Raw genomic sequence first — 20,981 nt, forward strand, 5'->3', positions numbered from 1 at the left:
CGGCCGCGCCCCGCACCTCCGGCACGCGAAACCACCCCTGGCACGTCGAAACCCGCCGATCCGGCGAGCCCGACCCGGAATCACGAGCCGAACATCCCCCCATCGGCCGCACCGCGTGACTCCGGCACGCGAAACCACACCCGGCACGCCGAAACCGACCGATCCAGCGAGCCCGACCGGGATTCACGAGCCGAAGATCTCCCATCGGCCGCACCCCGCACCTCCGGCACCCGAAACCACTTCCGGCACGTCGAATCGGGCCGATCCAGCGAGCCCGACCCGATTCCGCGAGCCCGACATCACCCACCGGCCGCACCCCGCACCTCCGGCACGCGAAACCACCTCCGGCACACCGAAACCAGCCGATCCGGCGAGCCGGAGCCGATTCCGCGAGCCGGAGGCTACTCCGCCGGGCACCCCGTCGCCCGATCGCGCCGCCGCGGGAACACGGAGGGCGCCGCCCGCGTTGGCTCTCTCATGACCGTTCCCCTCTCGATCCTCGACCTCGCCCCCATCGCTCCCGGAGAGACCGCGCGCGACAGCTTCGCCGCCTCCGTCGCTCTGGCGCAGCAGGCCGAGCGGAGCGGATACCGGCGGGTCTGGTACGCCGAGCACCACAACATGGCCTCGATCGCGTCGAGCGCGACGTCCGTGCTGATCGCCCACGTCGCCTCGCAGACCTCGACCATCCGCCTCGGCTCCGGCGGCGTCATGCTGCCCAACCACTCCCCCCTCACCATCGCGGAGCAGTTCGGCACCCTCGAGACCCTGCACCCCGGCCGCATCGACCTCGGCCTCGGCCGCGCCCCCGGCAGCGACCAGGCCACCTTCCGCGCCCTGCGCCGCGAGCACGACTCGTCCGAGCGCTTCCCGCAGGACGTCGTCGAGCTGCAGGGCTTCCTCGCCGGCGAGTCCCGCATCCCCGGCGTCAGCGCGACGCCCGGCGCCGGCACCCGCGTCCCCCTCTACATCCTCGGCTCGTCGCTGTTCGGCGCCCAGCTGGCCGCGGCCCTCGGCCTGCCCTACGCCTTCGCCTCGCACTTCGCGCCCGACGCGCTGCACCAGGCCGTCGCCGAGTACCGCCGCGGATTCCGCCCCTCCGAGCAGCTCGACGCCCCCTACGTGATCGCCGGAGTGAACGCCATCGCGGCCGACACCGCCGAGGACGCGGAGGAGCAGTTCGCGCAGATGAAGCGCGCCCGCCTGATGATGCTGCTGCGCCAGAGCGGCCAGATCCCCGTCGACCAGCAGTTCTCCGAGGAGGAGCTCGACCACCTGCTGAGCGCCCCCGTCGGCGCGCACGTCGCGAGCATGACGCACTACACCGGCGTCGGCACGGGCGAGCAGGTCGCGGAGTACGTCGCCGACTTCGCCCGCACCGCGGACGCCGACGAGGTCATCGTCGCCCACGCCTCGCTCGCGACGCCCGCCCGCCTCCGGTCGGTCGCGCTCCTGGCGGAGGCCCACGCGCTCGTCGCGGCGTAGCCCCCCCCCCCGCCCTGGTCCTGCGGAGGTCCACCCACGCTGCGTCCTCCCACGCCGCGTCCACCCGCGCCGCGTCCACCCGATCCTCGTCCGATGTGCAGGCGATCCCAGCCACGCCGCACTGAGCCCCACCCGGCGCGCACTCCCCGAGCCGGATCGCCTGCACATCAGACCGCCACCCCCACGGCGCCCCACCACCCGGTCCGATCTGCAGGTGATCCCGCGCACAACGCGCTGAACGCCACCCGGCACGCGCTCCCCGAGCCGGATCGCCTGCACATCAGACCGCCACCGCCACTGCGCGCGGCCACCCGGTCCGATCTGCAGGTGATGGCGAGCACAACACGCTGAGCCCGACCCGGTAGGCGTTCCTCATGCCGGATCACCTGCACAACAGACCGCTACCCCCGCAACAAACAGCCACCGGGTCCGATCTGCAGGCGATCGCGCCCACAACGCGCCGAGCCCCACCCGGCACGCACTCCCCCCTCCAGATCACCTGCACAACAGACCGCGGCCCCGACGGCACCCGGTCCCCCGGTCCGATCTGCAGGCGATTTCGCGCATGACACGCTGAGCCCCGCCCGGTACGCGCTACTCGTGCCGGATCACCTGCACAACGGACCGCCACCCGCACGACGCGCAGCCGCCCCGGTCCGATCTGCAGGCGATGGTGCACATAACGCGCTGAGCACCACCCGGCAGGCATTGCTCAGGCCGGATCGCCTGCAGATCGGACGGGGATCGATCGGACTGCCGCCGCACGATGCGTGGCCACCCGGTGCGATCTGCAGGCGATGGTGCACATAACGCGCTGAGCACCACCCGGCAGGCATTGCTCAGGCCGGATCACCTGCAGATCGGACGGGATCGGCCGGACTGCCACCGCACGACGCGCGGCCACCCGGTGCGATCTGCAGGTGATCCCGCGCACAACGCGCCGGCGCCCACCCGGCAGGCGCTACCCGCGCCGGATCGCCTGCACAACGGACCGTCGCCCTGCAGAACCGACCGGTGAGCGTCGGATCGGCGCCACGCGGAATGGCGGGACCGCGCCGGCGGTTGCACCGGTGGGCTCCGACACGCCCGATGGAGGCTCCCCGTGCAGATCGTGGACTGGCTGTTCGACGCGCAGATCGTGATCGGCGACCAGACGGTGCTCTGGCGCGAGGTGATCGGCAACGTCTTCGGGCTGCTCAGCGCCCTCGGCGGCATGCGGCGCAAGGTCTGGGCGTGGCCCGTCGGCCTCGTCGGCAACGCGCTGCTCTTCACCGTGTTCATGGGCGCGCTGTTCGACACCCCGAACCCGGTGAACCTGCTCGGCCAGGCCGGCCGCCAGATCATGTTCATCATCGTCAGCATCTACGGCTGGTACCGCTGGACGCACCGCCCCAGCGACGAGACGACGCTGATCTCGCCGCGCTGGGCCTCCTGGCGCACCCGCGGCCTGCTGGTGCTCGGCATGGTCGGCGGCACCGCGATCCTGACCCCGGTGTTCCGCGCGCTCGGCTCCTACGAGCCGGTCTGGAGCGACGCCTGGATCTTCGTCGGCTCGCTCCTCGCGACCTACGGCATGGCCAAGGGCTGGGTCGAGTTCTGGCTGATCTGGGTGGCGGTCGACATCGTCGGCGTGCCGCTGCTGTTCTCGGCCGGCTACTACGCGTCCGGCCTGATGTACGTCTTCTACGGCGCCTTCACCCTGCTCGGCTTCTTCGTCTGGATGAAGGAGGGGCGCCGCCCGTCGGCCGCCCCGGTCACGGTCGGCTGACCCGGCCTCGCACCGCGCGATCCTTGACGAACGGTCGCCCGAACCGCTGAGGCGTCCCGCGATCCGTCACGATCGGTCGCCCGAGCCGCGCGGACACCGCCGTTCGTGACGGATCGATGGCGCCCGACGTCGCGCATACGGTACCTAGGGAGTTGGATCGAGGCATGAGGACCACTATGAATCCCCGGACCGCATTCGTGCTCGCCGCGCTCTGGGCTGCGCTCGCCGCCTGGGGCGCGGCGAGCGGCAGCACCCCGTTCCTAATCGGCGGGCTCGTCATGGCTGCCGCGTTCGCCCTTCTCGCCGTTGTCTTGCGTCGACGGGCACACCGCCGACGCTGATCGCTCACGAAAAGTTGCCTCCACAGCGCGGAGCGCGTTGTCGCGTGGAGCCGGCTGAGTCAACGCAGGAGCTACCGGCCAGTCTCCGCGACCGATTCTGCTTTCTGCACTCGATCAAAATCGAGTCGTATCTCATTCACTTCGCTTCGCCGCCCGAGCCGGGCGGTCGGCGCCGGCCCGGCGCTCATTTCGCACCAGCCCACCGTCGGCGTCAGCTAACCGCATTAATCGACCGATTCGACCAAAATTCCTGCGCAGACCGCCTCAGACACTCGATTCGGCGCCATTTTAACCCTGCATCGACTTCTACCTCTAGCTTGGGCTCGAACGAGAAATCGGCGGCGGTAGCCAGTCGATCTCTTGTCATCGCCGTCCGGAAAGCATCGGACTTTCGATCGATTATGACCGCCTGCAAAACCGATCCCTTCGCCGCTACCACAGATTGTGGAGCGTCATTCACAACGGAGTGATCAAGTGGAAAAATTTGCACGAATAACAAAGTTGGCTCTTCTCTCCATCCTTCTGCTGACACCCCTAGCGGTAGCCGGGCCAGCAGAGGCAGCGTCGATCAATTCGAGATCAAGCACTGCCCATACAGACATGCCCTCGGCTTCCACGACACAATCGCCTGGTTTGGCGCGCGTGGGGACGAGAAGGGTGGACGAAGGAGGGACCACCATTCGCGTCTGCTCGCCGAAAAAGTGCGTGACGGCGCCTGCTAGTTCGTTCTGCCCTGTAAGCAGGAGCGGATGCGGCATTCTGAAGTTCACCCCGAACTCGGGTTACTGTTCTCCGTCGGTTGGGTGCGTCACGATCGCGGGAAAGAACTACACCATGGTAGGTGACATCGTGTCTGCGAGTCAGCGCAGCGCAATTGGCGCATGTCTGGCATCCCTCGGTCTCACCGCCGCTTCCGCCTCAGCGGGCGGGCCCGTCGGCTGGGCGATAGCTGGACTGGCTGTCACCGCGTGGGGGTGCTCGACAATCTCATGAAAACAAACCTGACACCTATCGCCGCTTTTGTTCTCGCAGCTCTATGGGGCTGCTTGATGATTTGGGGCTTTGCCCTCGGCAACGTCGCCTTCAGCATTGGAGGAATGTTGCTAGCAACCGCATTTACCTTCATCGGCACCGCTCGAGCGCGAGAGGAGCGCAAGCGCTCCTGAGGCCTTGCAGGCAGGAGATCCCTGGTCAAAGTGAATTGGAGGGGTGGGCTGACGCGGCCCATCCCTCCAATTCGTTGGAGAGCACAAACGACGACATCGTCCACACTGCTTAGTGGCCGCGGGCGATCCACTCCTCGCGGTGGGGCTTCTCGGCGCCGATGGTGGTGGAGTCGCCGTGGCCGGTGCGGACGACGGTGGCGTCCGGGAGGGTCAGCAGGCGGTCGGTGATCGAGTCGATGATCGTCGGGAAGGAGCTGTAGGAGCGGCCGGTCGCGCCCGGGCCGCCCTGGAAGAGCGTGTCGCCGGTGAAGACGGTGCCGAGCTCGGCGGCGACGAAGCAGACCGCGCCGGGGGTGTGCCCGGGCGTGTGCCGCACCTCCAGCTCGGTGCCGCCGACGCGGACGACCCGGCCGTTCTCGAGGGGACCGCTCGGGGCGGAGTCGGGGTGGACGGCGTCCCAGAGCATCCGGTCCGCCTCGTGCAGCAGCACCGGCGCGCCGGTCGCGGCCCTCAGCGCCTCGACGGCGCCGATGTGGTCGTCGTGCGCGTGCGTGAGCAGCACCGCGCGGACGGCGCGGTCACCCACGGCCGAGAGGATCGCCCCCGCGTCGTGGGCGGCGTCGATGACCACGCACTCCGCGTCGTCGCCGACGATCCAGACGTTGTTGTCCACGTCCCAGGTGCCGCCGTCGAGGCTGAAGGTGCCGCTGGTGACGACGTGGTCGATGCGGGCGGCCATCAGAGCACCACCACCGAGCGGAGCACGTCGCCGCCGGCCATCGTGGTGAAGGCCTGCTCGATGTCGCGGATGCCGATGCGCTCGGTGACGAACTCGTCGAGCGGCAGGCGGCCCTGGAGGTAGAGGTCGGTGAGCATCGGGAAGTCGCGCTCGGGCAGGCAGTCGCCGTACCAGCTCGACTTGAGCGAGCCGCCGCGGCCGAAGACGTCGAGCAGCGGGATCTCGAGCGTCATCTCGGGAGTCGGGACGCCGACCAGCACGACCGTTCCGGCGAGGTCGCGCGCGTAGAACGCCTGGCGCCAGGTCTCGGGGCGGCCGACCGCGTCGATCACGACGTCCGCGCCGAAGCCGTTCGTCAGCGCCTGCACGGCCGCGACGACGCCGTCCTCGTCGAGTCCGCTCGAGTCGATCGCGTGGGTGGCGCCGAGCTCCTCGGCCTTGACCAGCTTCTTCGGGTCGCGGTCGATGGCGATGATCGTGCTCGCGCCGGCCAGCTTCGCGCCGACGACGGCCGCGGTGCCGACTCCGCCGCAGCCGATGACGGCCACGGAGTCGCCGCGGGTGACGGTGCCGGTGTTCATCGCGGCGCCGAGGCCCGCCATGATGCCGCAGCCGAGCAGCCCGACCGCGGCCGGGTCCGCCTCCGGGTCGACCTTCGTGCACTGCTTGGCGTGCACGAGCGTCTTCTCGGCGAAGGCGCCGATGCCCAGCGCGGGGCTGAGCTCGGTGCCGTCGGTGAGCGTCATCCTCTGGTCCGCGTTGAAGGTGTTGAAGCAGTACCAGGGCTCCGCGCGGACGCAGGCGCGGCACTCGCCGCACACGGCGCGCCAGTTGAGAACGACGAAGTCGCCGACCGCGACGTGGGTGACGCCCTCGCCGATCGCGCTGACCCGGCCCGCGGCCTCGTGGCCGAGCAGGAACGGGAAGTCGTCGCTGATCCCGCCCTCGCGGTAGTGGTAGTCGGTGTGGCAGACGCCGCAGGTCTCGATGTCGACGACGGCCTCGCCGGGTCCGGGATCGGGGACGACGATGTCGACGAGCTCGACGGGAGCCCCCTTCGACCGGGCGATGACGCCGCTCACTGTGGTGGGCATGGGGGCTCCTTCGGCGGGGCGGGTGGTGCGGGGACGCGCTCCACAGTACCGAGCGGCGCCTGCGCAGCGCCCGGTCGGGCTTCAGTAGACGGCGCGGTTGAGGCGCACGAGGCGGTCGCCGCTGACGGCTCCCTCGGCCTCCATCCGCTCCGTCACGACGGCGATCACGAGGTCGCGGCGCCGCGGGGACCGCTCCGCGTCGGCCCGCTCGAGCGCGTCGCGCAGCTGATCCGCGGTGAGGTCCGTGCAGTAGGCGGGGGTGCCGGGCTGCTGGCGCCACGAGTCGGCGAGCGCGCCGGCGTCGAGCGCCTCGAAGCCGGTCTCCTCGACCAGGGACAGCGCCAGGGCCTTCGCCGCCGGGTCGTCGCCCGCGACGGGGATCGCGATCCGGTCGGCGTCGCCCGCCGCGGACGCGTGATCCGCGAACGACTGCGCGATGATCGCGTTCCACGCCTTGATCACGGGGCGCCCCAGCCGCTCGACGACCCACAGGCTCTCGACCTGCCCGCCGTCCAGCTCCGCGATCGCGCCGTCGCGCATCGGGTAGTAGTTCGACGTGTCGAGGACGACCGCGCCCTCCGGAGCTCCGGCGACGATCGGGGCGACGTCGTCGAGCCGGCTCAGCGGCACCGACACGATGAGGGCGTCGACGCCGTCCGCGACGGACTCGGCCTCGACGGCGCGCGCTCCCGTGCTGAGGGCCCTGCCCTCGATGGTCTCGGGGCCGCGGGAGTTCGCGATCGCGACCTCGTGTCCCGCTCCGGCCAGACGCTGCGCGAGGGTGGCGCCGATCATGCCGCTGCCGATGATTCCGATCTTCATGGGGAGTGCCTTCCGTTGTCGTGACGTCCCTCCAGTCTCGAACCTTGCCACTAGTGAGAGGGTCAAGCGGCTCGGCGACATTCGGAGGGGCGGACGGCGGTGCGGGTCCGCCGGGCGAGAAATCATTAATAAACGATGTAAGGGTTGACCGCTTCGCGCGGAGGGGTGAGGGTGACCGTGCGGGCGCTCACCGACGAGGGTCCGCGGAGAGGACCACCATGACTCGACGACGAGTCACCACCGGCGCCGCTCGCGCCACCGGCGCCGCCCGCGCCCGCCACGTCCCGCTGCGCCGCACCCTCCTGGCCGCCGCGCTCGGCGCCGCCCTGCTCGCCCCGCTGGTCGCGCCGTCGCCCGATGCGGCGCAGGCGTTCCCCGCGACGTCCAAGGCGACCGTCCTCCAGTACCTGCGGTCGATCACCGGCACGAGCATCGTCTCGGGCCAGCACAACAAGGAGCCGGCGAGCGCGCCCGCCCAGTACACGCAGCAGGTGAAGGACATCACCGGGCAGTACCCCGGGCTGTGGGGCGGCGACCTGTTCTTCACCGCCTCCGACGCCGCGAATCGGCAGCGCGTCGTCGACCAGGCGAAGACGGAGTGGGCCAACGGCTCGCTCGTCACGCTCGCCTGGCACGTGTGCCCGCCGACCGGGCCGAGCACCTGCACGTTCGAGGGCGGCGTGAAGAGCCGCATCAGCGACGCGCAGTTCCAGCAGGTCGTCACGGGCGGCACCGCGCTGAACGCCACCTGGAAGCAGCGGATGGCCGAGGTCGTGCCGTACCTGCGGCAGCTGAAGGACGCCGGCGTGCCCGTGCTGTTCCGGCCGTTCCACGAGATGAACGAGTCCTGGAACTGGTGGGGCGCGCGGCCCGGCGCGAACGGCGGCGCGAAGATCTACCAGCAGATGCGCGACTACTTCGACTCGCAGGGCCTGACCAACCTGATCTGGGTCTGGAACGTGCAGGACAACCCCGCGGGCGGCTGGGCCGACTACTACCCGGGTGCGGACTACGTCGACGTCGTGTCGCTGGACGTCTGGTACAAGGGCTTCCCGAGCTCCGGCGACTACCAGCAGATGCAGTCGATCGCCGGATCGAAGCCGATCGCGATCGCCGAGATGGGGAAGGTGCCCGACGCGTCGCTGCTGCAGAGCCAGACGCGCTGGTCGTACTTCATGATCTGGTCGGAGCAGCTGCGCGGCAGCAACACGAACGCCGCCATCCAGAGCGCCTACTTCCACCCGCGCGTCCTGAACCAGGGCGAGCTCACGCTCCCCTGACCCGGCGGCACCCGTCCATCCGTCACGAACGGCTGCCTCCCGGCGGGAGCGGCAGCCGTTCGTGACGGATGAGCCGCGTCGGGGGGGGGGTCGTTTCGAAGAGGGTGGATCTCGATGCGGCGGCGTCAGGACGTGGCGGTCATGCGGGCGTAGCGGCCGCCGGCGGCGAGCAGCTGCTCGTGGGTGCCCTGCTCGAGGACGCGGCCGCCGTCGAGGACGACGATGCGATCGGCCGAGCGGACGGTGCTGAGGCGGTGCGCGACGATCAGGGTCGTGCGGCCGGCGCGCAGCCGCTCCAGGGCGCCGCGCACCTCGGCCTCGGCGCGCGGGTCGAGGGCGGCGGTCGCCTCGTCGAGGATCAGCAGGCGCGGGTCCCGGATCAGCGCGCGGGCGATCGCGAGGCGCTGGCGCTGGCCGCCGGAGAGCTGCGCGCCGCGCTCGCCGACCGTCGTGTCCCAGCCGTCGGGCAGCTCCAGGACGAAGCCCGCGTTCGCCGCCCGCAGCGCCGCCTCGAGGCGCTCGTCGTCGGGCTCCTCGGCGCCGTAGAGGATGTTGTCGCGGATGCTCCCGCGGAACAGCACCGACTCCTGCGGCACCACCGACACGAAGCGGCGCACCGTGCGCATGTCGAGGGTCGCGATGTCGCGGCCGTCGAGCAGCACCCGGCCCGCCGAGGGCCGGAGGAAGCCCAGCGCGAGCCGCGTGAGCGTCGACTTCCCCGAGCCGGAGGCGCCGACGAACGCCACCGTCTCGCCCGCGGCGATGCCGAGGCTCACGTCGGAGAGCACCGGCCGCTCGCCGTAGGAGAAGGAGACGCCCTCGAACGCGAGGCTCCCCTCGAGCGCGTCGACCACGGCGCCGCCCTCGTTCCACTCCACATCGGGGTCGGTCAGCACGCCCGCGATGGAGCGCTGCGAGGCGAGGCCGCGGGTGATCAGCGGCGCGGTCTGGAAGGCGCCGGTGATCGCGCCGGTCAGCAGGGCGAAGTAGGTGCTCAGCAGCACCACCTCGCCGACGGTGATCGGGAGTGCTCCGGTCGCGCTCGCCGCCGCCGCCGCGAAGAGCGAGCCGAGGGTGATCGCCTGATAGCTGCTCCAGGACAGCGCGCCGAAGCGCCCGTTCAGCCGGTCGAGCCGGGTGCCCGCCCGCTCGACCCGGTGCGCGGCGTCGACCACCCGCCGCACCGAGACCTGCTCGAGGCCGTGCGCGCGGGTGACCTCGAGGAGAGCGGACATCTCGCCGACGGCCGAGGACATGGTCTCGACGTCGAGGCGGAAGGTCTCGTTGCTCGCGGCGGTGCGCGAGCGCAGCCAGAGGATCAGCCCGGCGGCCAGCGGCAGGGTCAGCGCGAGCACGGGCAGGAACTGCGGCACCCGCACCGCCGTCGCGACGCCGGCGCCGACGAGGATCACCACGGCGTTGAGCAGCGGGCCGAACGCCTGCTGGAGCATCAGCTCCAGGTTCTCCACGTCGCGGACGATCTTGGTCTGGACCACGGAGGCGCTGCCGCGGGAGTGGTAGCCGAACGAGAGCAGCTGCAGCCGCACCGCCAGCGCCTCGCGCAGCCGGGCGCCCATCGAGCGCACGGAGGAGGAGAAGAAGCGGACGAAGACGCCGTTGGCGGCGATGTTGATCGCGATGGTGGCGGCGCCCGCGGCAGCCGGAGCGAGGAGCGCCTCGGGCGGATCGCCCGCGACGAGGGCGTCGACGACCGCGGCCGTGACGAGCGGGAGGATCCAGAGCGGGCTGTCCTTGACCGCGAACGCGAGCGCGGCGACGACCAGGCGGCCTCGGGACGGGCGGAGCGCGGAGCGGAGCGGGTGCTCGGCGTCGATGACGGCGGCGCGCGCGGTCACGGCGTGCGGGGGTGGTGGGCAGTGTCTGCACGCGTGGATCTCGATACGCCGGCGGAGCCGGCTACTCGATCAGCATGAACGGGGCCGGCCTGAGCATCGCGCAGCTCCGCTGCGACCGCACCATGAACGTCGCGCAGCTCTGCTGCGACCACTTCATGCTGGTCGAGTAGCCCGCCGGCGGCGGGCGTATCGAGACCGATGGGTCCGGCCGGCAGGTGCACGAGGGCCGCCGCGCCGACGAGGGGGCCGGCGCCGCCGAGGCCGGAGGCGCGGATCGACAGGCCGCGCGCGTAGTCGAAGACCGCGCGGTCGCAGGCCGCGGCGCGCACGAGGTCGAGGTAGCCGGGCGTCACTCCGGAGAAGCCGCCGCCGACCGCGAAGTCGCGCACGTCGAGCAGCGTCGCCACGTCGGCGATCGCCGTGCCGACCGCGGCGGCCGAGCGCGCCACCGCGGCGAGCGCCACCGGGTCGCCGGCCGCGGCCGCCCGCCCCAGCTCCTCGCCGGTCGAGCCCGCGAAGCCGCGGCGCACCGCCCAGGCGACGGTGCTCGGTCCGGAGGCGATGCTCTCCAGGGTGCCGTCGCTCCCCTCCGCCGCCTCCGCGTCGCCGACGTGGATCTGCCCGACGTGCCCCGCGTTGCCGGAGCGGCCCGCGAGCGCGCGCCCGTCGAGCACGATGCCGCCGCCGACCCCCGTCGACACGACCAGGCTCACCGAGGAGTCGGCGCCGCGGTTGGCGCCGACCCAGTGCTCGGCCAGCGCGATGCAGGTGCCGTCGAGCCGCAGCGCGACCGGCCGCCCGGGCAGCAGCCGCTCGACCGCGGCGCGCAGGGCGAACCCGTGCAGCAGCGGCAGGTTCTTCGGCCGGATCCGCCCCTCGGCGAGATCGACCGGCCCCGCGGAGCCGATCCCCGCGCCGATCACGGAGCCGCTGCCAAAGCCGCCCGCCGCGGCCAGCGCCTCCCCCACGCACCCGTCGACGGCCGCCGCGAATCCCTCCGGGGTCAGCGCCGCCCCGGTCGGGCGCCGGTGGCGCGACCCGTCCACGAGCGTGCCGTCGGCGCGCACGAGGGCCGCCTCGATCTTGGTGCCGCCGACGTCGACGGCGAGCGCGAGCTGCGGGGTCATCTCTTCCTCCGGAAGGTGCTGGGCGGCGCGGAGGAGCCGACCGGGAGGCGTGCGCCGGTCCCGGTCGGCTCCGTCGAGTGCCGCGGAGTGCGGGTCGTCAGCCCCAGTCGGCGACGAGCTGGTTGGCGGTGCGCAGGACGCTCGGCGAGACGAGCGCCTCGGCGTCGAGCCCGGCGCCGCTCACCCGGAACGTCACCGACTCCCCCGGCAGCAGCGTGACCAGCTGGTCGTCGACGACGGCCGACGGGTCGACCTTGTCGACGAGGAGGGTCAGGTCGCGCACGAGATTCTCCGCGGTGACCGTCACCTCCGCGCCGCCCTCGACCGCGCGCACCGAGGTGCTCAGGCGCGCCGCCTCGAGCGCGGAGTCGCGGTACTCGGCGAAGAACCAGTACGCGCGCTCGCCCGCGAAGTCGGCGACGAGCAGCTCGCCCGCCGCGTCCTCGGCCGCGCCCACCCCGACAGGCACCGTGGCCACGGACCGCGCCGCGAGCGACACGTCCTGCCGCTCCTCCGCGAGCACCGTGCCGTCGAAGCGCAGCCGGCGCACGACGACCTCGCCCGCCCACTCCTCGACGCCGTCGTTCACCGCGACGACCGCGAGGCCGTCGCCGCGCGGCTGCACCGTGAGCAGCCGGTCCGCGTAGACGTGCTTGAGCGCGTAGAGCAGCGGCTTCGCCGTCCCGTCGCCGTCGACCGCGGCCCAGGAGGTCACGGGCCAGCAGTCGTTCAGCTGCCAGACCACGGAGCCCATGCAGCGCGGGCTCTCGGAGCGCTGGTGCTCGATCGCGAGGGTGACGGCGAGCGCCTGGTTGAGCGACATCGCCCAGTGCCAGTCCTCGGTGTCGTCGGGCAGCGGCAGGTGCGCGACGAGTCCGTCGGTCAGCTTGTCGTTGCCGTCGGCCGCCTTCTGGTGGTGGATCATGCCGGGCGACTCGGGGGTCAGCGGCGAGTCCGAGATCGAGCGCCGGATCGTCGACCACGAGGCCGGGCCCTGCCAGCCGAACTCGGCGACGAAGCGGGCGTGGATGTCGCGGTAGGCCGGGTAGTCGACCCGGTTCCACAGCTCCCAGAGGTGCACGGAGCCGTGGTCGACGTCGTTCGCGAAGATCGCGGTGTCGCCCGACCAGGGGCTGCCCGGCGTGTAGGAGCGCTCGGGGTCGAGCTCGGCGACGAGGCGCGGCAGCAGGTCGAGGTAGTAGCCGAGGCCCCAGGTGCGGCCCTGCAGGCGCTTCTCCCAGCCCCACTCCTCGTAGCCCCAGATGTTCTCGTTGTTGCCGTTCCAGAGGGCGAGGCTCGGGTGCGGCATGATCCGCGTCACGTTGTCGCGCACCTCCGCCTCGACCTCGCTCCACAGCGGCTCCTCCTCGGCGTAGGAGGCGCAGGCGAAGAGGAAGTCCTGCCAGACGAGGATGCCGCGCTCGTCGCAGAGCTCGTAGAAGTCGTCCGACTCGAAGTAGCCGCCGCCCCAGATCCGCAGCAGGTTCATGTTCGCGAACTCGGCCTGGTCCATCCGCCGGGCCAGGCGCGCGCGGTCGACCCGGGTGATGAAGGCGTCGTCGGGGATCCAGTTGGCGCCGCGGATCCAGACGGGCTCGCCGTTGACGACGAAGCGGAACGAGGTGCCCTCCTCGTCGCGGTCCAGCTGCACCTCGATCGTCCGGAAGCCGATGCGCAGCGTGCGGCCGTCCACCGCGGCGCCGCCGATGCTCGCCTCGACGTCCAGCAGCGACAGCGGCTGCTCGCCGAAGCCGCGCGGCCACCACAGCGCCGCGTCCTCCACGGCGAGCTCGAGCGTCGCCGAGCTCTCGCCGGCCGGCACGGTGACGGAGGCGGTGACGCCGTCGACGCTCGCCGTCAGCTCCACCTCGTCCTCCGCCGTCCGCTCCAGGTCGACGTGCACGGCGACGCGGCCGGTCGTGCCGTCCACGGTCACGACCGGGCGGACGGCGGCCAGGCGCACGCCGCTCCAGGAGTGCAGCGCGACCGGCTTCCACATCCCGACCGAGGCGGCGTCCAGGCCCCAGTCCCAGCCGAAGTTGCAGGCCGCCTTCCGCAGCGCGTTGAACGGGTGCGAGTAGGTGTGCGGGCGGTAGCCGATCTCGAGGCTGGCGCGGTCGGCCTCCGCGACGGGCGAGGCGAAGCGCACGACGAGCTCGTTGTCGCCCTCGACCAGCAGGCCGTCGACGGCGAAGCGGTAGGTGCGGTGCTGGTTGCGGGTGCTCGCCACGACGTGCCCGTTGAGGGTGATCGTCGCGACGGTGTCCAGGCCCTCGAAGACCAGCTCGTGCCGGTCGTGGCCGTCGGGCGACCAGGCGAAGGAGGACGCGTACTCCCAGTCGGTCTCGCCGATCCAGGTGACCTTCTTCTCGTTCTGATCGAGGTAGGGGTCGGGGATGAGGCCCGCCGCGAGGAGGTCGGTGTGCACGAGACCGGGGACGGTCGCCGGGACCGACGCGCCCGCGATCTCCGCGGGGATCGGGCCGCGGAGGGCGCGCACGCTCCAGCCGTCGTGCAGGGGGCGGTGGGTGGCCGTGAGGCGCTCGGTGCTGGTGTGGGTCACTTGGTGGCTCCTGAGGTCAGTCCGTTGTAGATGAAGCGCTGGAGGAAGAGGAAGGCGATCAGCGTCGGGACGATGACGAGGATCGTGCCGGCGGCGATGACCTCCCACTGCGCTCCGAAGGGGCCCATGAAGCGGAACAGCGAGGTCGAGATGACCCCGAGGTCCTGCGAGGGCATGTAGAGGAAGGGGATGTAGAACTCGTTGTAGACCGCGATCCCCTTGATGATCACGACCGTGGCGATCGCCGGCTTCAGCAGCGGAAGGATGATCCGCCAGTAGACCGTGAAGCGGCTGGCGCCGTCGAGCATCGCCGCCTCGTCGAGCGAGACCGGGATCGACTGCATGAACTGCAGGAAGATGTAGATCGCCACGATGTCGGTGCCGGTGAAGAGCAGGATCGCCGACCAGCGGGTGTTGAACAGGTCGAGCGCGTTGATCACCTGGAAGGTCGCCACCTGCGTCGTCACCGCCGGCACGAGGGTCGCGAGCAGGAAGAGGCCCGTCACCAGACCGCGGCCGCGGAAGCGGAAGCGGTCGAGCGCGTAGGCGGCCATGGTGCCGATCAGGATGGTCCCGGCCACCGACACCAGCAGGATGATGCCGGTGTTGAGGAACCCGGTCACCATCCCGCCCCGGCTGAAGGCGATGGCGAAGTTCTCCAGGTTGAACCAGTTGCTCGGCGGGTCGAGCGGGCCGGTGCTGCGGTACTCCGTCGAGGTCTTGAACGCGAGCATGACGATCGTGACGATCGGCACGAGCGCGAACAGGCAGGCGACGATCAGCGAGGCGTACTTGCCGATCGCGCCGAGGAGCGAGCCGCGCCGGGGCCGGCGCGAGGGGCGGGCGGGGGTGACGGGCAGGCCGGTGACGGCCTCCGCCCGGGGCCGGGTGGTGGTCATTCCTGGCCCGCCTTCTCGTCGGGGAACACGCGGCGCTGCACCGCGGTGATGATCAGCACGATCGCGAGCAGGACGACGGCCATCGCCGAGGCGAGGCCGACCTTCGAGTAGCGGAACGCGGTGTCGACGGTCTGGATCACGAAGGTCTCGGATCCGTTGGCGCCGCCGGTCATGATGTACGGCATCTCGAACGCCGAGAGGGCGCCCGCGATGGCGAGGATGAAGGACAGCCCGAGGATCCGGCGGATGCTCGGCACGATGATGAAGCGGAACTTGTCGAACGACGTCGCGCCGTCGATGTCCGCGGCCTCGTACTGCTCCTCCGGAACCGACTGGATCGCGCCGAGGAACAGCACGAAGTTCAGGCCCATGTAGCGCCAGACCGAGGTCGCGGCGAGCGAGACGTTGACGACCGAGGGGTCGCCGAGCCACTGCGGGGTGTCCTGCACGCCGAAGACGCCGAGCACCGCGTCGAGGGTGCCGTCGGGCCGGAAGAAGTAGAGGAACATCAGCCCGATCGCGACCCCGTTGATGAGGTACGGGAAGAAGATGACGCCCTTGAAGAAGTTGCGGAACCGGGTCCGGAAGCTCAGCAGCGTCGCGAAGAACAGCGCGAGCCCGAGCTGCGCGACCGCGCCGGCCAGGTAGAAGAGGCTGACGAAGAAGACCTGGAAGATCTCGGGCCGGGTGAAGATCTCGACGTAGTTCTCGAGGCCGACGAACGTCTTGTCCGGGTCGAGGCCGTCCCAGTCGGTGACGCTGTACCAGAACATGTTCGCGACCGGGATGTAGGTCAGGACGACGAGGAACGCCAGCGGCACGGCGAGGAACAGCCAGGGCGTGCTGCGGCGCCCGGTGAGGCGCTGCCGGCGGCCGGGCGGCCTGTCGCCGCGGCGAGTGCCGCCGGCCCGCTTGCTCGCTCCGACCTCGAGGGGCGGAGCGTCGGTGATCGCCATGTCGATCCTTTCGGCATCCCGGGGAATGCGGTCGTGAGGGGGTGGGGAGGGGGCGGCCCGCGGGTGGCGGACCGCCCCTCAGCGGGCGGTGGCTACTCCGCCACCTCGGCGCGGGCGGCGGCCCAGCGCGCGTTGAGGTCGTCGAAGAGCGACTGCTTGTCGCCGTCGCCGGCGCCGCGGGCCGCGTCGATCAGCTTCTGGCGGTAGGAGTTGCCGAAGAGGTCGATCTCGGCCTCGTTGGCGATGTCGTTGATCACGGCCTCCTCGCCCACCGGGTCGGGGGCGAGCTCGAGGTAGGTCACGCCGAGCGCGTCGAAGTCGGAGAGGGTGTCGGGCGCCGGGTCGGCGATCACCGGGCTGATCGCGCCCTGGCTCGCGGCGAAGCCGGAGTCCTCGGTGAACCAGTCGATCCAGGCCCGGGCGGTCGCCTTGTTGTCGGAGTTCTTGTTGATCGCGAGGAACTTGTCCGAGGCGGTCACCGAGGTGAACGCGCCGTCCTGTGTCCACGGCATCGGCCAGAAGCCGATCGTGTCGCGGGGCTTCCCGGCTTTCTCGGCGGCGTCCTGCATCTGCGAGACGGCCCAGGAGCCGAGGACCATCGAGCCGATCTCGCCCTGGGCGAGGAGGTCCTTCGACTCCTCCCAGTTCGTGGTCGTCGGGTCGTCCTCGCTGAGGCCGGCCGCGACCGTGTCGTAGAGCAGACCGTCGATGTTGTACTGGTCGTTGCCCTCGGTCCACGGCGCGTCGTCGTTGATCATCTCGGTGCGGACGTCCTCGCCCTGCACCGTGCCGAGGTTGCCCTCGATGGTCGCGAGCGGCCAGCCGTCCTTGTAGTTCGTGTAATAGGGAGTGACGCCGGTCGCCTTGATCTTCTCGAGGGCGGCGAGGTACTCCTCCTCCGTCGTGGGCGGAGTGGTGACGCCGGCGGCGGTCCAGACGTCGCGGTTGAACACGTAGCCCATCGCGGAGCCGAAGGTCGAGATGCCGTAGGCGGTGCCGTCGAACGAGCCCTCGTTGGTGAAGCGGTACTTCTCCGAGAGCTCGTCGGTCGAGCCGAGCGGCTCGAAGTAGTCCGCGTAGTCGTCCTTGGTGACGTTCGAGCTCGGGATGAGCAGCACGTCGCCGTAGTCCTTCGAGTTCAGGCGGATCTTCGTGTCGCCCTCGTAGTCGGTGAGCGCCTCGAACGTCACGGTCGTGCCGGGGTACTGCTCCTCGAAGGTCGCGGCGTAGTCGGCGAACGTGGTGTCGACGAGGTCGGTGCGGTTGGTCAGCACGGTGATCTCGCCGGCCGGCTCGCCGGAGTCGTTGCTCGCGCCGGCGGAGCAGCCGGTCAGGACGAGCGAGGCCGACGCGGCGACGGCGAGGCCGATCAGCGTGGTGCGGCGGGTGGTGGGTCGGTGCACGGGATCTCTCCTCGGTGGGCCGTCGCCGCCTTCGGCGACGGGAGGTGGTGAAGCGGACGGATGGGTGGTGCGGGGTGGTGCGGGGTGGTGCGGGGTGGTGCGGGGTGCGGGGTGGTGCGGGGTGCGGGTCGGGACTAGTGGCGGCCGAGCCACCACTGCCAGAGGCCGGGGAGGTACTTCTTCACCAGCGACTCCAGCCACGAGGGCACGGAGGGCGCGGGGGTCGGAGTGGGCGACGGGGTCGTGGTGGGCGGGGTGGTGGGCGTCGCGGTCGGCGTGACCGTCGGCGTCGCGGTCGGCGTCGCGGTCGGCGTCGCGGTCGGGCCGACCGTGGGCGTCGCGGTCGGAGTCGCGGTGGGCGTCGGCGTCGGCGTCGGCGTCGGCGTGGTCGCCTCCGCCACGACGGTCTTCACGTCGTCGAGCAGCAGCGAGCCGCTGCCCGAGCCGTTCATGTAGAGCGCGTACTGCGTGACCGAGGTGAGGTCGAGGTCGGCCTGCGGCGCCCAGGCGGGCGGCGCGAAGTCCTCGAACGGGATCTCGATCCGCTGCACGCCCTCGGCGGACGGGGTGACCGTCGCCTCCCAGTACGCGCCGTTCGCGACGAACTGCACCGCGAGCGGCACGGCCCGGTCGGCGTCGACCGTGAGCGACAGGCCCGAGTAGCCCCACCAGTTCTGCGCGGCGCCGAACGTCCGCACCGTGCCGGCGTAACCGGCCGTGCCGGTGTCGTAGTCGAAGCGCGCCGCGGTCGAGCCGGTCGCCGCGTCCGGCACCAGCGTCGGCGCGATCGCGCCGCCGCCGGTGTTGCGGACGTAGGCGGCCTGGAGCGCGGCGTCGTCGGCGTAGCCCTCGAAGTCCTCGACCACGACCGGCTCGGTCGGCAGCGCCGCCGTGCTGAAGGTCCGGGTCGCCGATGCCGTGGCGCCGAGGCCGTTCACCGCGGAGACCTGCCAGAAGTACGGCGTCTCCGGATCGAGCTCGACCGGCGGGCGGTAGGCGGTGGCCGAGAGCCCGGTCGTCGAGACCAGCGGGTCCGCCAGATCGCTCGAGGCGGAGAGGACGAAGCGGTAGTAGGCGGCGTCCGCGGCCGGCTCCCACGAGAAGGTCGGCGTCGCGGTGACGTCCGCCGTGCCGTCGGCGGGCGCCGCGAGCACGGGGCTCCCGGGCAGGCCGAACGGCGCGGCGTTCGGCGAGTACAGGCTGACCGCGCCGATCTGCGGGGTCCAGACCTCGCCCGCCCCCTGCGGCCAGGAGATCCGCAGCCGGTCGACCCCGGTCAGGTCGCGGACCGAGTACGTGTACTCGCGCCAGTTCCCGGTGCCGCCGCGCGTCTCGACGGCGAGCGGCGTCCAGGTCGTGCCGTCCGCCGATCCCTCGAGCGTGAGCGGCACGACCGGCTGGTCGGGCCAGTACCAGGCCGTGATGTCGGCTCCGCTGATGTCGTCGAAGGCGTACTCGAGACTCGCCGGATCGGCGCTGTCGCGCTTCACCCGCGAGGCGTCCCCGCCGAACAGCCCCGGGTTGCCGGTGTCGAAGGAGAGGCTGCCGGTGTGCGCCGCCGTCCGGGAGAAGTCGTTCAGCGGGTCGACGAGCGCCACCCGCGCCGCGGTGCTCGTGATCGTCGCCCGCTGCAGCGTGCCGGTGCTCCAGCTCACCCGCACCTGCTCGCCGGAGAGGCCGGTCGCGGCGACGACGCTCGCACCGTCGCGCTCGGTGGTCGTGGTGGCGGCGTCGGTCCAGGTCGCGCCGTCGCTGCTCGTCGCCACGGTGACCGCGGACGGGTCCGAGACGACGAACTCCGCCGCGCTGATCCCGTCGCGCTGCCAGGTGACGCTCGCGTCGCCGGTCGCGATGACGACGCCGCCGGTCGGAGTCGGTGCGATCTCCGCGTTCTCGTGGCCCGCGGTCAGCAGCCAGCTCTGCAGCGGGTCGACCAGCACGGCGCCGCCCGCGGAGGCGGCGACCGCGTCGGAGGCGGGGCCGCGACGGTCGTCGTCGCCCACCGGGACGACGCGGTAGCGCGCGCCGGCCGGGGAGTCGTAGTCGGTGATGGGCGACGCCGAGGCGGAGACCGCTCCGTCCGTCACGTCGCTCCACTCGCCGCCGGTCGAGCGCTGCACGAGGTAGCCGGTGGCCCCTGCGGTGCCGCGCCACGAGATCTCGTTGATCCCGTAGTCCTCGTCGATCGCGGTGATCAGCGGTGAGCCGAGCTCGAGCTCGCCGGGCGTGCTGCCCGTCGCGCGGCCGTACTGCTCGATCGCGTCGACGCTCTCCCGCTCGCGCGGGGTCCCGCCCGGGTAGTGCAGCGTGAAGCCGTCGTCGTGCGGCACGACGCCGCCGCGGTCGTTGTTGCCGAAGAGCGACCAGAAGAAGGTCCCCGAGACGTTCGGGTCCGCCGCCGCCGCGCCGAGCAGGTCCTCGCTCGCCGCCGTCGAGGCGTACTCGCCGGCGATGTAGACCTTGCCCGCGCCGGCGACGGTCGCGGCGTCGGCCGAGACCCGCTCCGCGGTCGGCGGGTAGTAGTGCACGTCGACGATGTCGAGGTCCGGCGCCGCGAGGGTGTCCGGGTCGATGTCGAAGCGGCGGCCGGCGGCGACGAGCTGCTCGGGCGCCTGCTCCTTGATGTGCGCGACCTGCGCGTCGATCCAGTCGCGGGTCATCCCCTCGAGCTCGTTGCCCAGCTCCCAGGCCATGATCGTCGGGTCGTCGACGAAGCGCGTCCCGGTGATCGTGTTGGTGTGGCCGAGGATCACGTCGACGTAGTCCTGGTACGCGGCGATCGCGGCGGGGTCGGAGTAGAAGTCCGCCGACTCGAGCCCGAGCGGGGTCGTGAAGTCGCGGTGACCGCCGTGGTAGTACGCCCACTCGTCGGTGAGGGGCAGCACCAGGCGGATGCCGAGGGTGCCCGCGTAGGCGACGGCGAAGTCGATGGTGCGGAAGGCCTCCTCGTTGTACTCGCCGAGGCGCGGCATCAGCGCCAGCGGGTCCTCGTCGTTCTGGCCGGTCGAGGTCATCATGTGCGAGCGGACGACCGTGACGCCCATCTGCGCCGCGGTGTCGAGGGCGTCCTTGATCCGGAAGTAGGTGGGGTAGTCGACTCCGCCGACGTTCTCGTCGAGCCCGAGCCAGTAGATGTTGGTGCCGCTCGCCCAGAACCGCTCGCCGTCGAGGGTCAGGGCGCTGCCGTCGCGCTGCACGAAGGCGGTGTTCTCGCTCGTCCAGTCGACGGGGGCGGCGGGCTGTGCGGCGGCGGTCCGTGCCGAGGCCGACGGCGCAGCCGCCGGGGCGAGGACGACCAGCGAGCCGGCCGTGACGGCCAGCAGGGCGGCTCCGGCGAGGGAGCGGCGCAGAGGGATCCGCGAGAACGCGGAGGGGGTGCTGTGGGCACGTGTCATGGGTTAGCCAGGCTCCTTCGACCGGTGACGTGTCTCGGCGCCGCAGCCGATCGGGAGTCGATCACCGCGGCGACGTGCCCAGAGTCG

14 protein-coding genes are annotated in these 20,981 nt (G+C 71.5%); 4 read left to right on the forward strand and 10 right to left on the reverse strand.

Going from position 1 to position 20,981, the window contains the following annotated elements:
- The first annotated feature begins 477 nt into the window (after positions 1-477).
- The 3 genes from HQQ82_RS13855 (at position 478) to HQQ82_RS13865 (ending at position 4,760) form a co-directional block, all read left to right on the forward strand.
- Positions 478-1,485 carry an LLM class flavin-dependent oxidoreductase gene (locus tag HQQ82_RS13855; RefSeq protein ID WP_173234186.1) on the forward strand — a complete coding sequence of 336 codons (1,008 nt, stop codon included), beginning with the start codon at positions 478-480 and terminating at the stop codon, positions 1,483-1,485.
- Positions 1,486-2,587: 1,102 nt separating this feature from the next.
- Positions 2,588-3,253, forward strand: coding sequence for a nicotinamide riboside transporter PnuC (gene pnuC, locus HQQ82_RS13860; protein ID WP_173234188.1), 666 nt, complete (start codon positions 2,588-2,590; stop codon positions 3,251-3,253).
- A 1,315-nt stretch (positions 3,254-4,568) separates the two neighbouring features.
- Positions 4,569-4,760 carry a hypothetical protein gene (locus HQQ82_RS13865; protein WP_173239183.1) on the forward strand — a complete coding sequence of 64 codons (192 nt, stop codon included), beginning with the start codon at positions 4,569-4,571 and terminating at the stop codon, positions 4,758-4,760.
- 109 nt (positions 4,761-4,869) lie between these two features.
- Here HQQ82_RS13865 and HQQ82_RS13870 read toward each other — a convergent pair whose 3' ends face one another.
- The 3 genes from HQQ82_RS13870 to HQQ82_RS13880 form a co-directional block, all read right to left on the reverse strand.
- A complete protein-coding gene (locus tag HQQ82_RS13870) occupies positions 4,870-5,499 on the reverse strand; it encodes an MBL fold metallo-hydrolase (RefSeq protein WP_173234192.1) in 630 nt (209 codons plus the stop codon).
- Entirely contained in the window at positions 5,499-6,593 is a 1,095-nt protein-coding gene (locus HQQ82_RS13875; RefSeq protein WP_173234194.1) for an S-(hydroxymethyl)mycothiol dehydrogenase, read from the reverse strand. The genes HQQ82_RS13870 and HQQ82_RS13875 overlap by 1 nt, the downstream gene beginning before the upstream one ends.
- Before the next feature lie 81 nt (positions 6,594-6,674).
- Positions 6,675-7,415 carry an NADPH-dependent F420 reductase gene (locus tag HQQ82_RS13880; protein WP_173234196.1) on the reverse strand — a complete coding sequence of 247 codons (741 nt, stop codon included), beginning with the start codon at positions 7,413-7,415 and terminating at the stop codon, positions 6,675-6,677.
- A gap of 218 nt (positions 7,416-7,633) precedes the next feature.
- Between HQQ82_RS13880 and HQQ82_RS13885 the strand changes: the two genes are divergently transcribed.
- Positions 7,634-8,695, forward strand: a complete 1,062-nt coding sequence (locus HQQ82_RS13885; RefSeq protein ID WP_173234198.1) for a glycoside hydrolase family 26 protein — start codon at positions 7,634-7,636, stop codon at positions 8,693-8,695.
- A gap of 125 nt (positions 8,696-8,820) precedes the next feature.
- Here HQQ82_RS13885 and HQQ82_RS13890 read toward each other — a convergent pair whose 3' ends face one another.
- The 7 genes from HQQ82_RS13890 to HQQ82_RS13920 all read right to left on the reverse strand — a co-directional run bounded on the left by HQQ82_RS13890 (position 8,821) and on the right by HQQ82_RS13920 (position 20,894).
- Positions 8,821-10,551 carry an ABC transporter ATP-binding protein gene (locus HQQ82_RS13890; protein ID WP_173234200.1) on the reverse strand — a complete coding sequence of 577 codons (1,731 nt, stop codon included), beginning with the start codon at positions 10,549-10,551 and terminating at the stop codon, positions 8,821-8,823.
- Complete coding sequence (locus HQQ82_RS13895) at positions 10,548-11,678, reverse strand: ROK family protein (RefSeq protein WP_173234202.1); 1,131 nt, start codon at positions 11,676-11,678, stop codon at positions 10,548-10,550. Before HQQ82_RS13895 ends, HQQ82_RS13890 begins: the two co-directional genes overlap by 4 nt.
- Positions 11,679-11,775: 97 nt before the next feature.
- Positions 11,776-14,241, reverse strand: a complete 2,466-nt coding sequence (locus tag HQQ82_RS13900; RefSeq protein WP_173234204.1) for a glycoside hydrolase family 2 protein — start codon at positions 14,239-14,241, stop codon at positions 11,776-11,778.
- On the reverse strand, positions 14,238-15,140 hold the full coding sequence (locus tag HQQ82_RS13905) for a carbohydrate ABC transporter permease (RefSeq protein ID WP_173234206.1): 903 nt from the start codon (positions 15,138-15,140) through the stop codon (positions 14,238-14,240). Before HQQ82_RS13905 ends, HQQ82_RS13900 begins: the two co-directional genes overlap by 4 nt.
- Positions 15,137-16,096 (reverse strand): carbohydrate ABC transporter permease, encoded by a 960-nt coding sequence (locus tag HQQ82_RS13910; RefSeq protein ID WP_173234208.1) that lies wholly within the window; start codon positions 16,094-16,096, stop codon positions 15,137-15,139. Before HQQ82_RS13910 ends, HQQ82_RS13905 begins: the two co-directional genes overlap by 4 nt.
- Positions 16,097-16,188: 92 nt before the next feature.
- Positions 16,189-17,499, reverse strand: a complete 1,311-nt coding sequence (locus HQQ82_RS13915) for an ABC transporter substrate-binding protein (RefSeq protein ID WP_173234210.1) — start codon at positions 17,497-17,499, stop codon at positions 16,189-16,191.
- 134 nt (positions 17,500-17,633) lie between these two features.
- Positions 17,634-20,894 (reverse strand): carbohydrate binding domain-containing protein, encoded by a 3,261-nt coding sequence (locus tag HQQ82_RS13920; RefSeq protein ID WP_173234212.1) that lies wholly within the window; start codon positions 20,892-20,894, stop codon positions 17,634-17,636.
- Positions 20,895-20,981: the final 87 nt, after the last annotated feature.

This window comes from Rathayibacter sp. VKM Ac-2856, from assembly GCF_013205055.1.
Classification (GTDB): domain Bacteria; phylum Actinomycetota; class Actinomycetes; order Actinomycetales; family Microbacteriaceae; genus Rathayibacter.

What these genes read in the sequence shown, in the direction of transcription:
- HQQ82_RS13855 (WP_173234186.1), top strand. Translation starts at nt 478, where the DNA reads ATGACCGTTCCCCTCTCGATCCTCGACCTCGCCCCCATCGCTCCCGGA.
- HQQ82_RS13870 (WP_173234192.1), bottom strand. Translation starts at nt 5,499, where the DNA reads ATGGCCGCCCGCATCGACCACGTCGTCACCAGCGGCACCTTCAGCCTC.
- HQQ82_RS13875 (WP_173234194.1), bottom strand. Translation starts at nt 6,593, where the DNA reads ATGCCCACCACAGTGAGCGGCGTCATCGCCCGGTCGAAGGGGGCTCCC.
- HQQ82_RS13880 (WP_173234196.1), bottom strand. Translation starts at nt 7,415, where the DNA reads ATGAAGATCGGAATCATCGGCAGCGGCATGATCGGCGCCACCCTCGCG.
- HQQ82_RS13885 (WP_173234198.1), top strand. Translation starts at nt 7,634, where the DNA reads ATGACTCGACGACGAGTCACCACCGGCGCCGCTCGCGCCACCGGCGCC.
- HQQ82_RS13895 (WP_173234202.1), bottom strand. Translation starts at nt 11,678, where the DNA reads ATGACCCCGCAGCTCGCGCTCGCCGTCGACGTCGGCGGCACCAAGATC.
- HQQ82_RS13905 (WP_173234206.1), bottom strand. Translation starts at nt 15,140, where the DNA reads ATGACCACCACCCGGCCCCGGGCGGAGGCCGTCACCGGCCTGCCCGTC.
- HQQ82_RS13910 (WP_173234208.1), bottom strand. Translation starts at nt 16,096, where the DNA reads ATGGCGATCACCGACGCTCCGCCCCTCGAGGTCGGAGCGAGCAAGCGG.
- HQQ82_RS13920 (WP_173234212.1), bottom strand. Translation starts at nt 20,894, where the DNA reads ATGACACGTGCCCACAGCACCCCCTCCGCGTTCTCGCGGATCCCTCTG.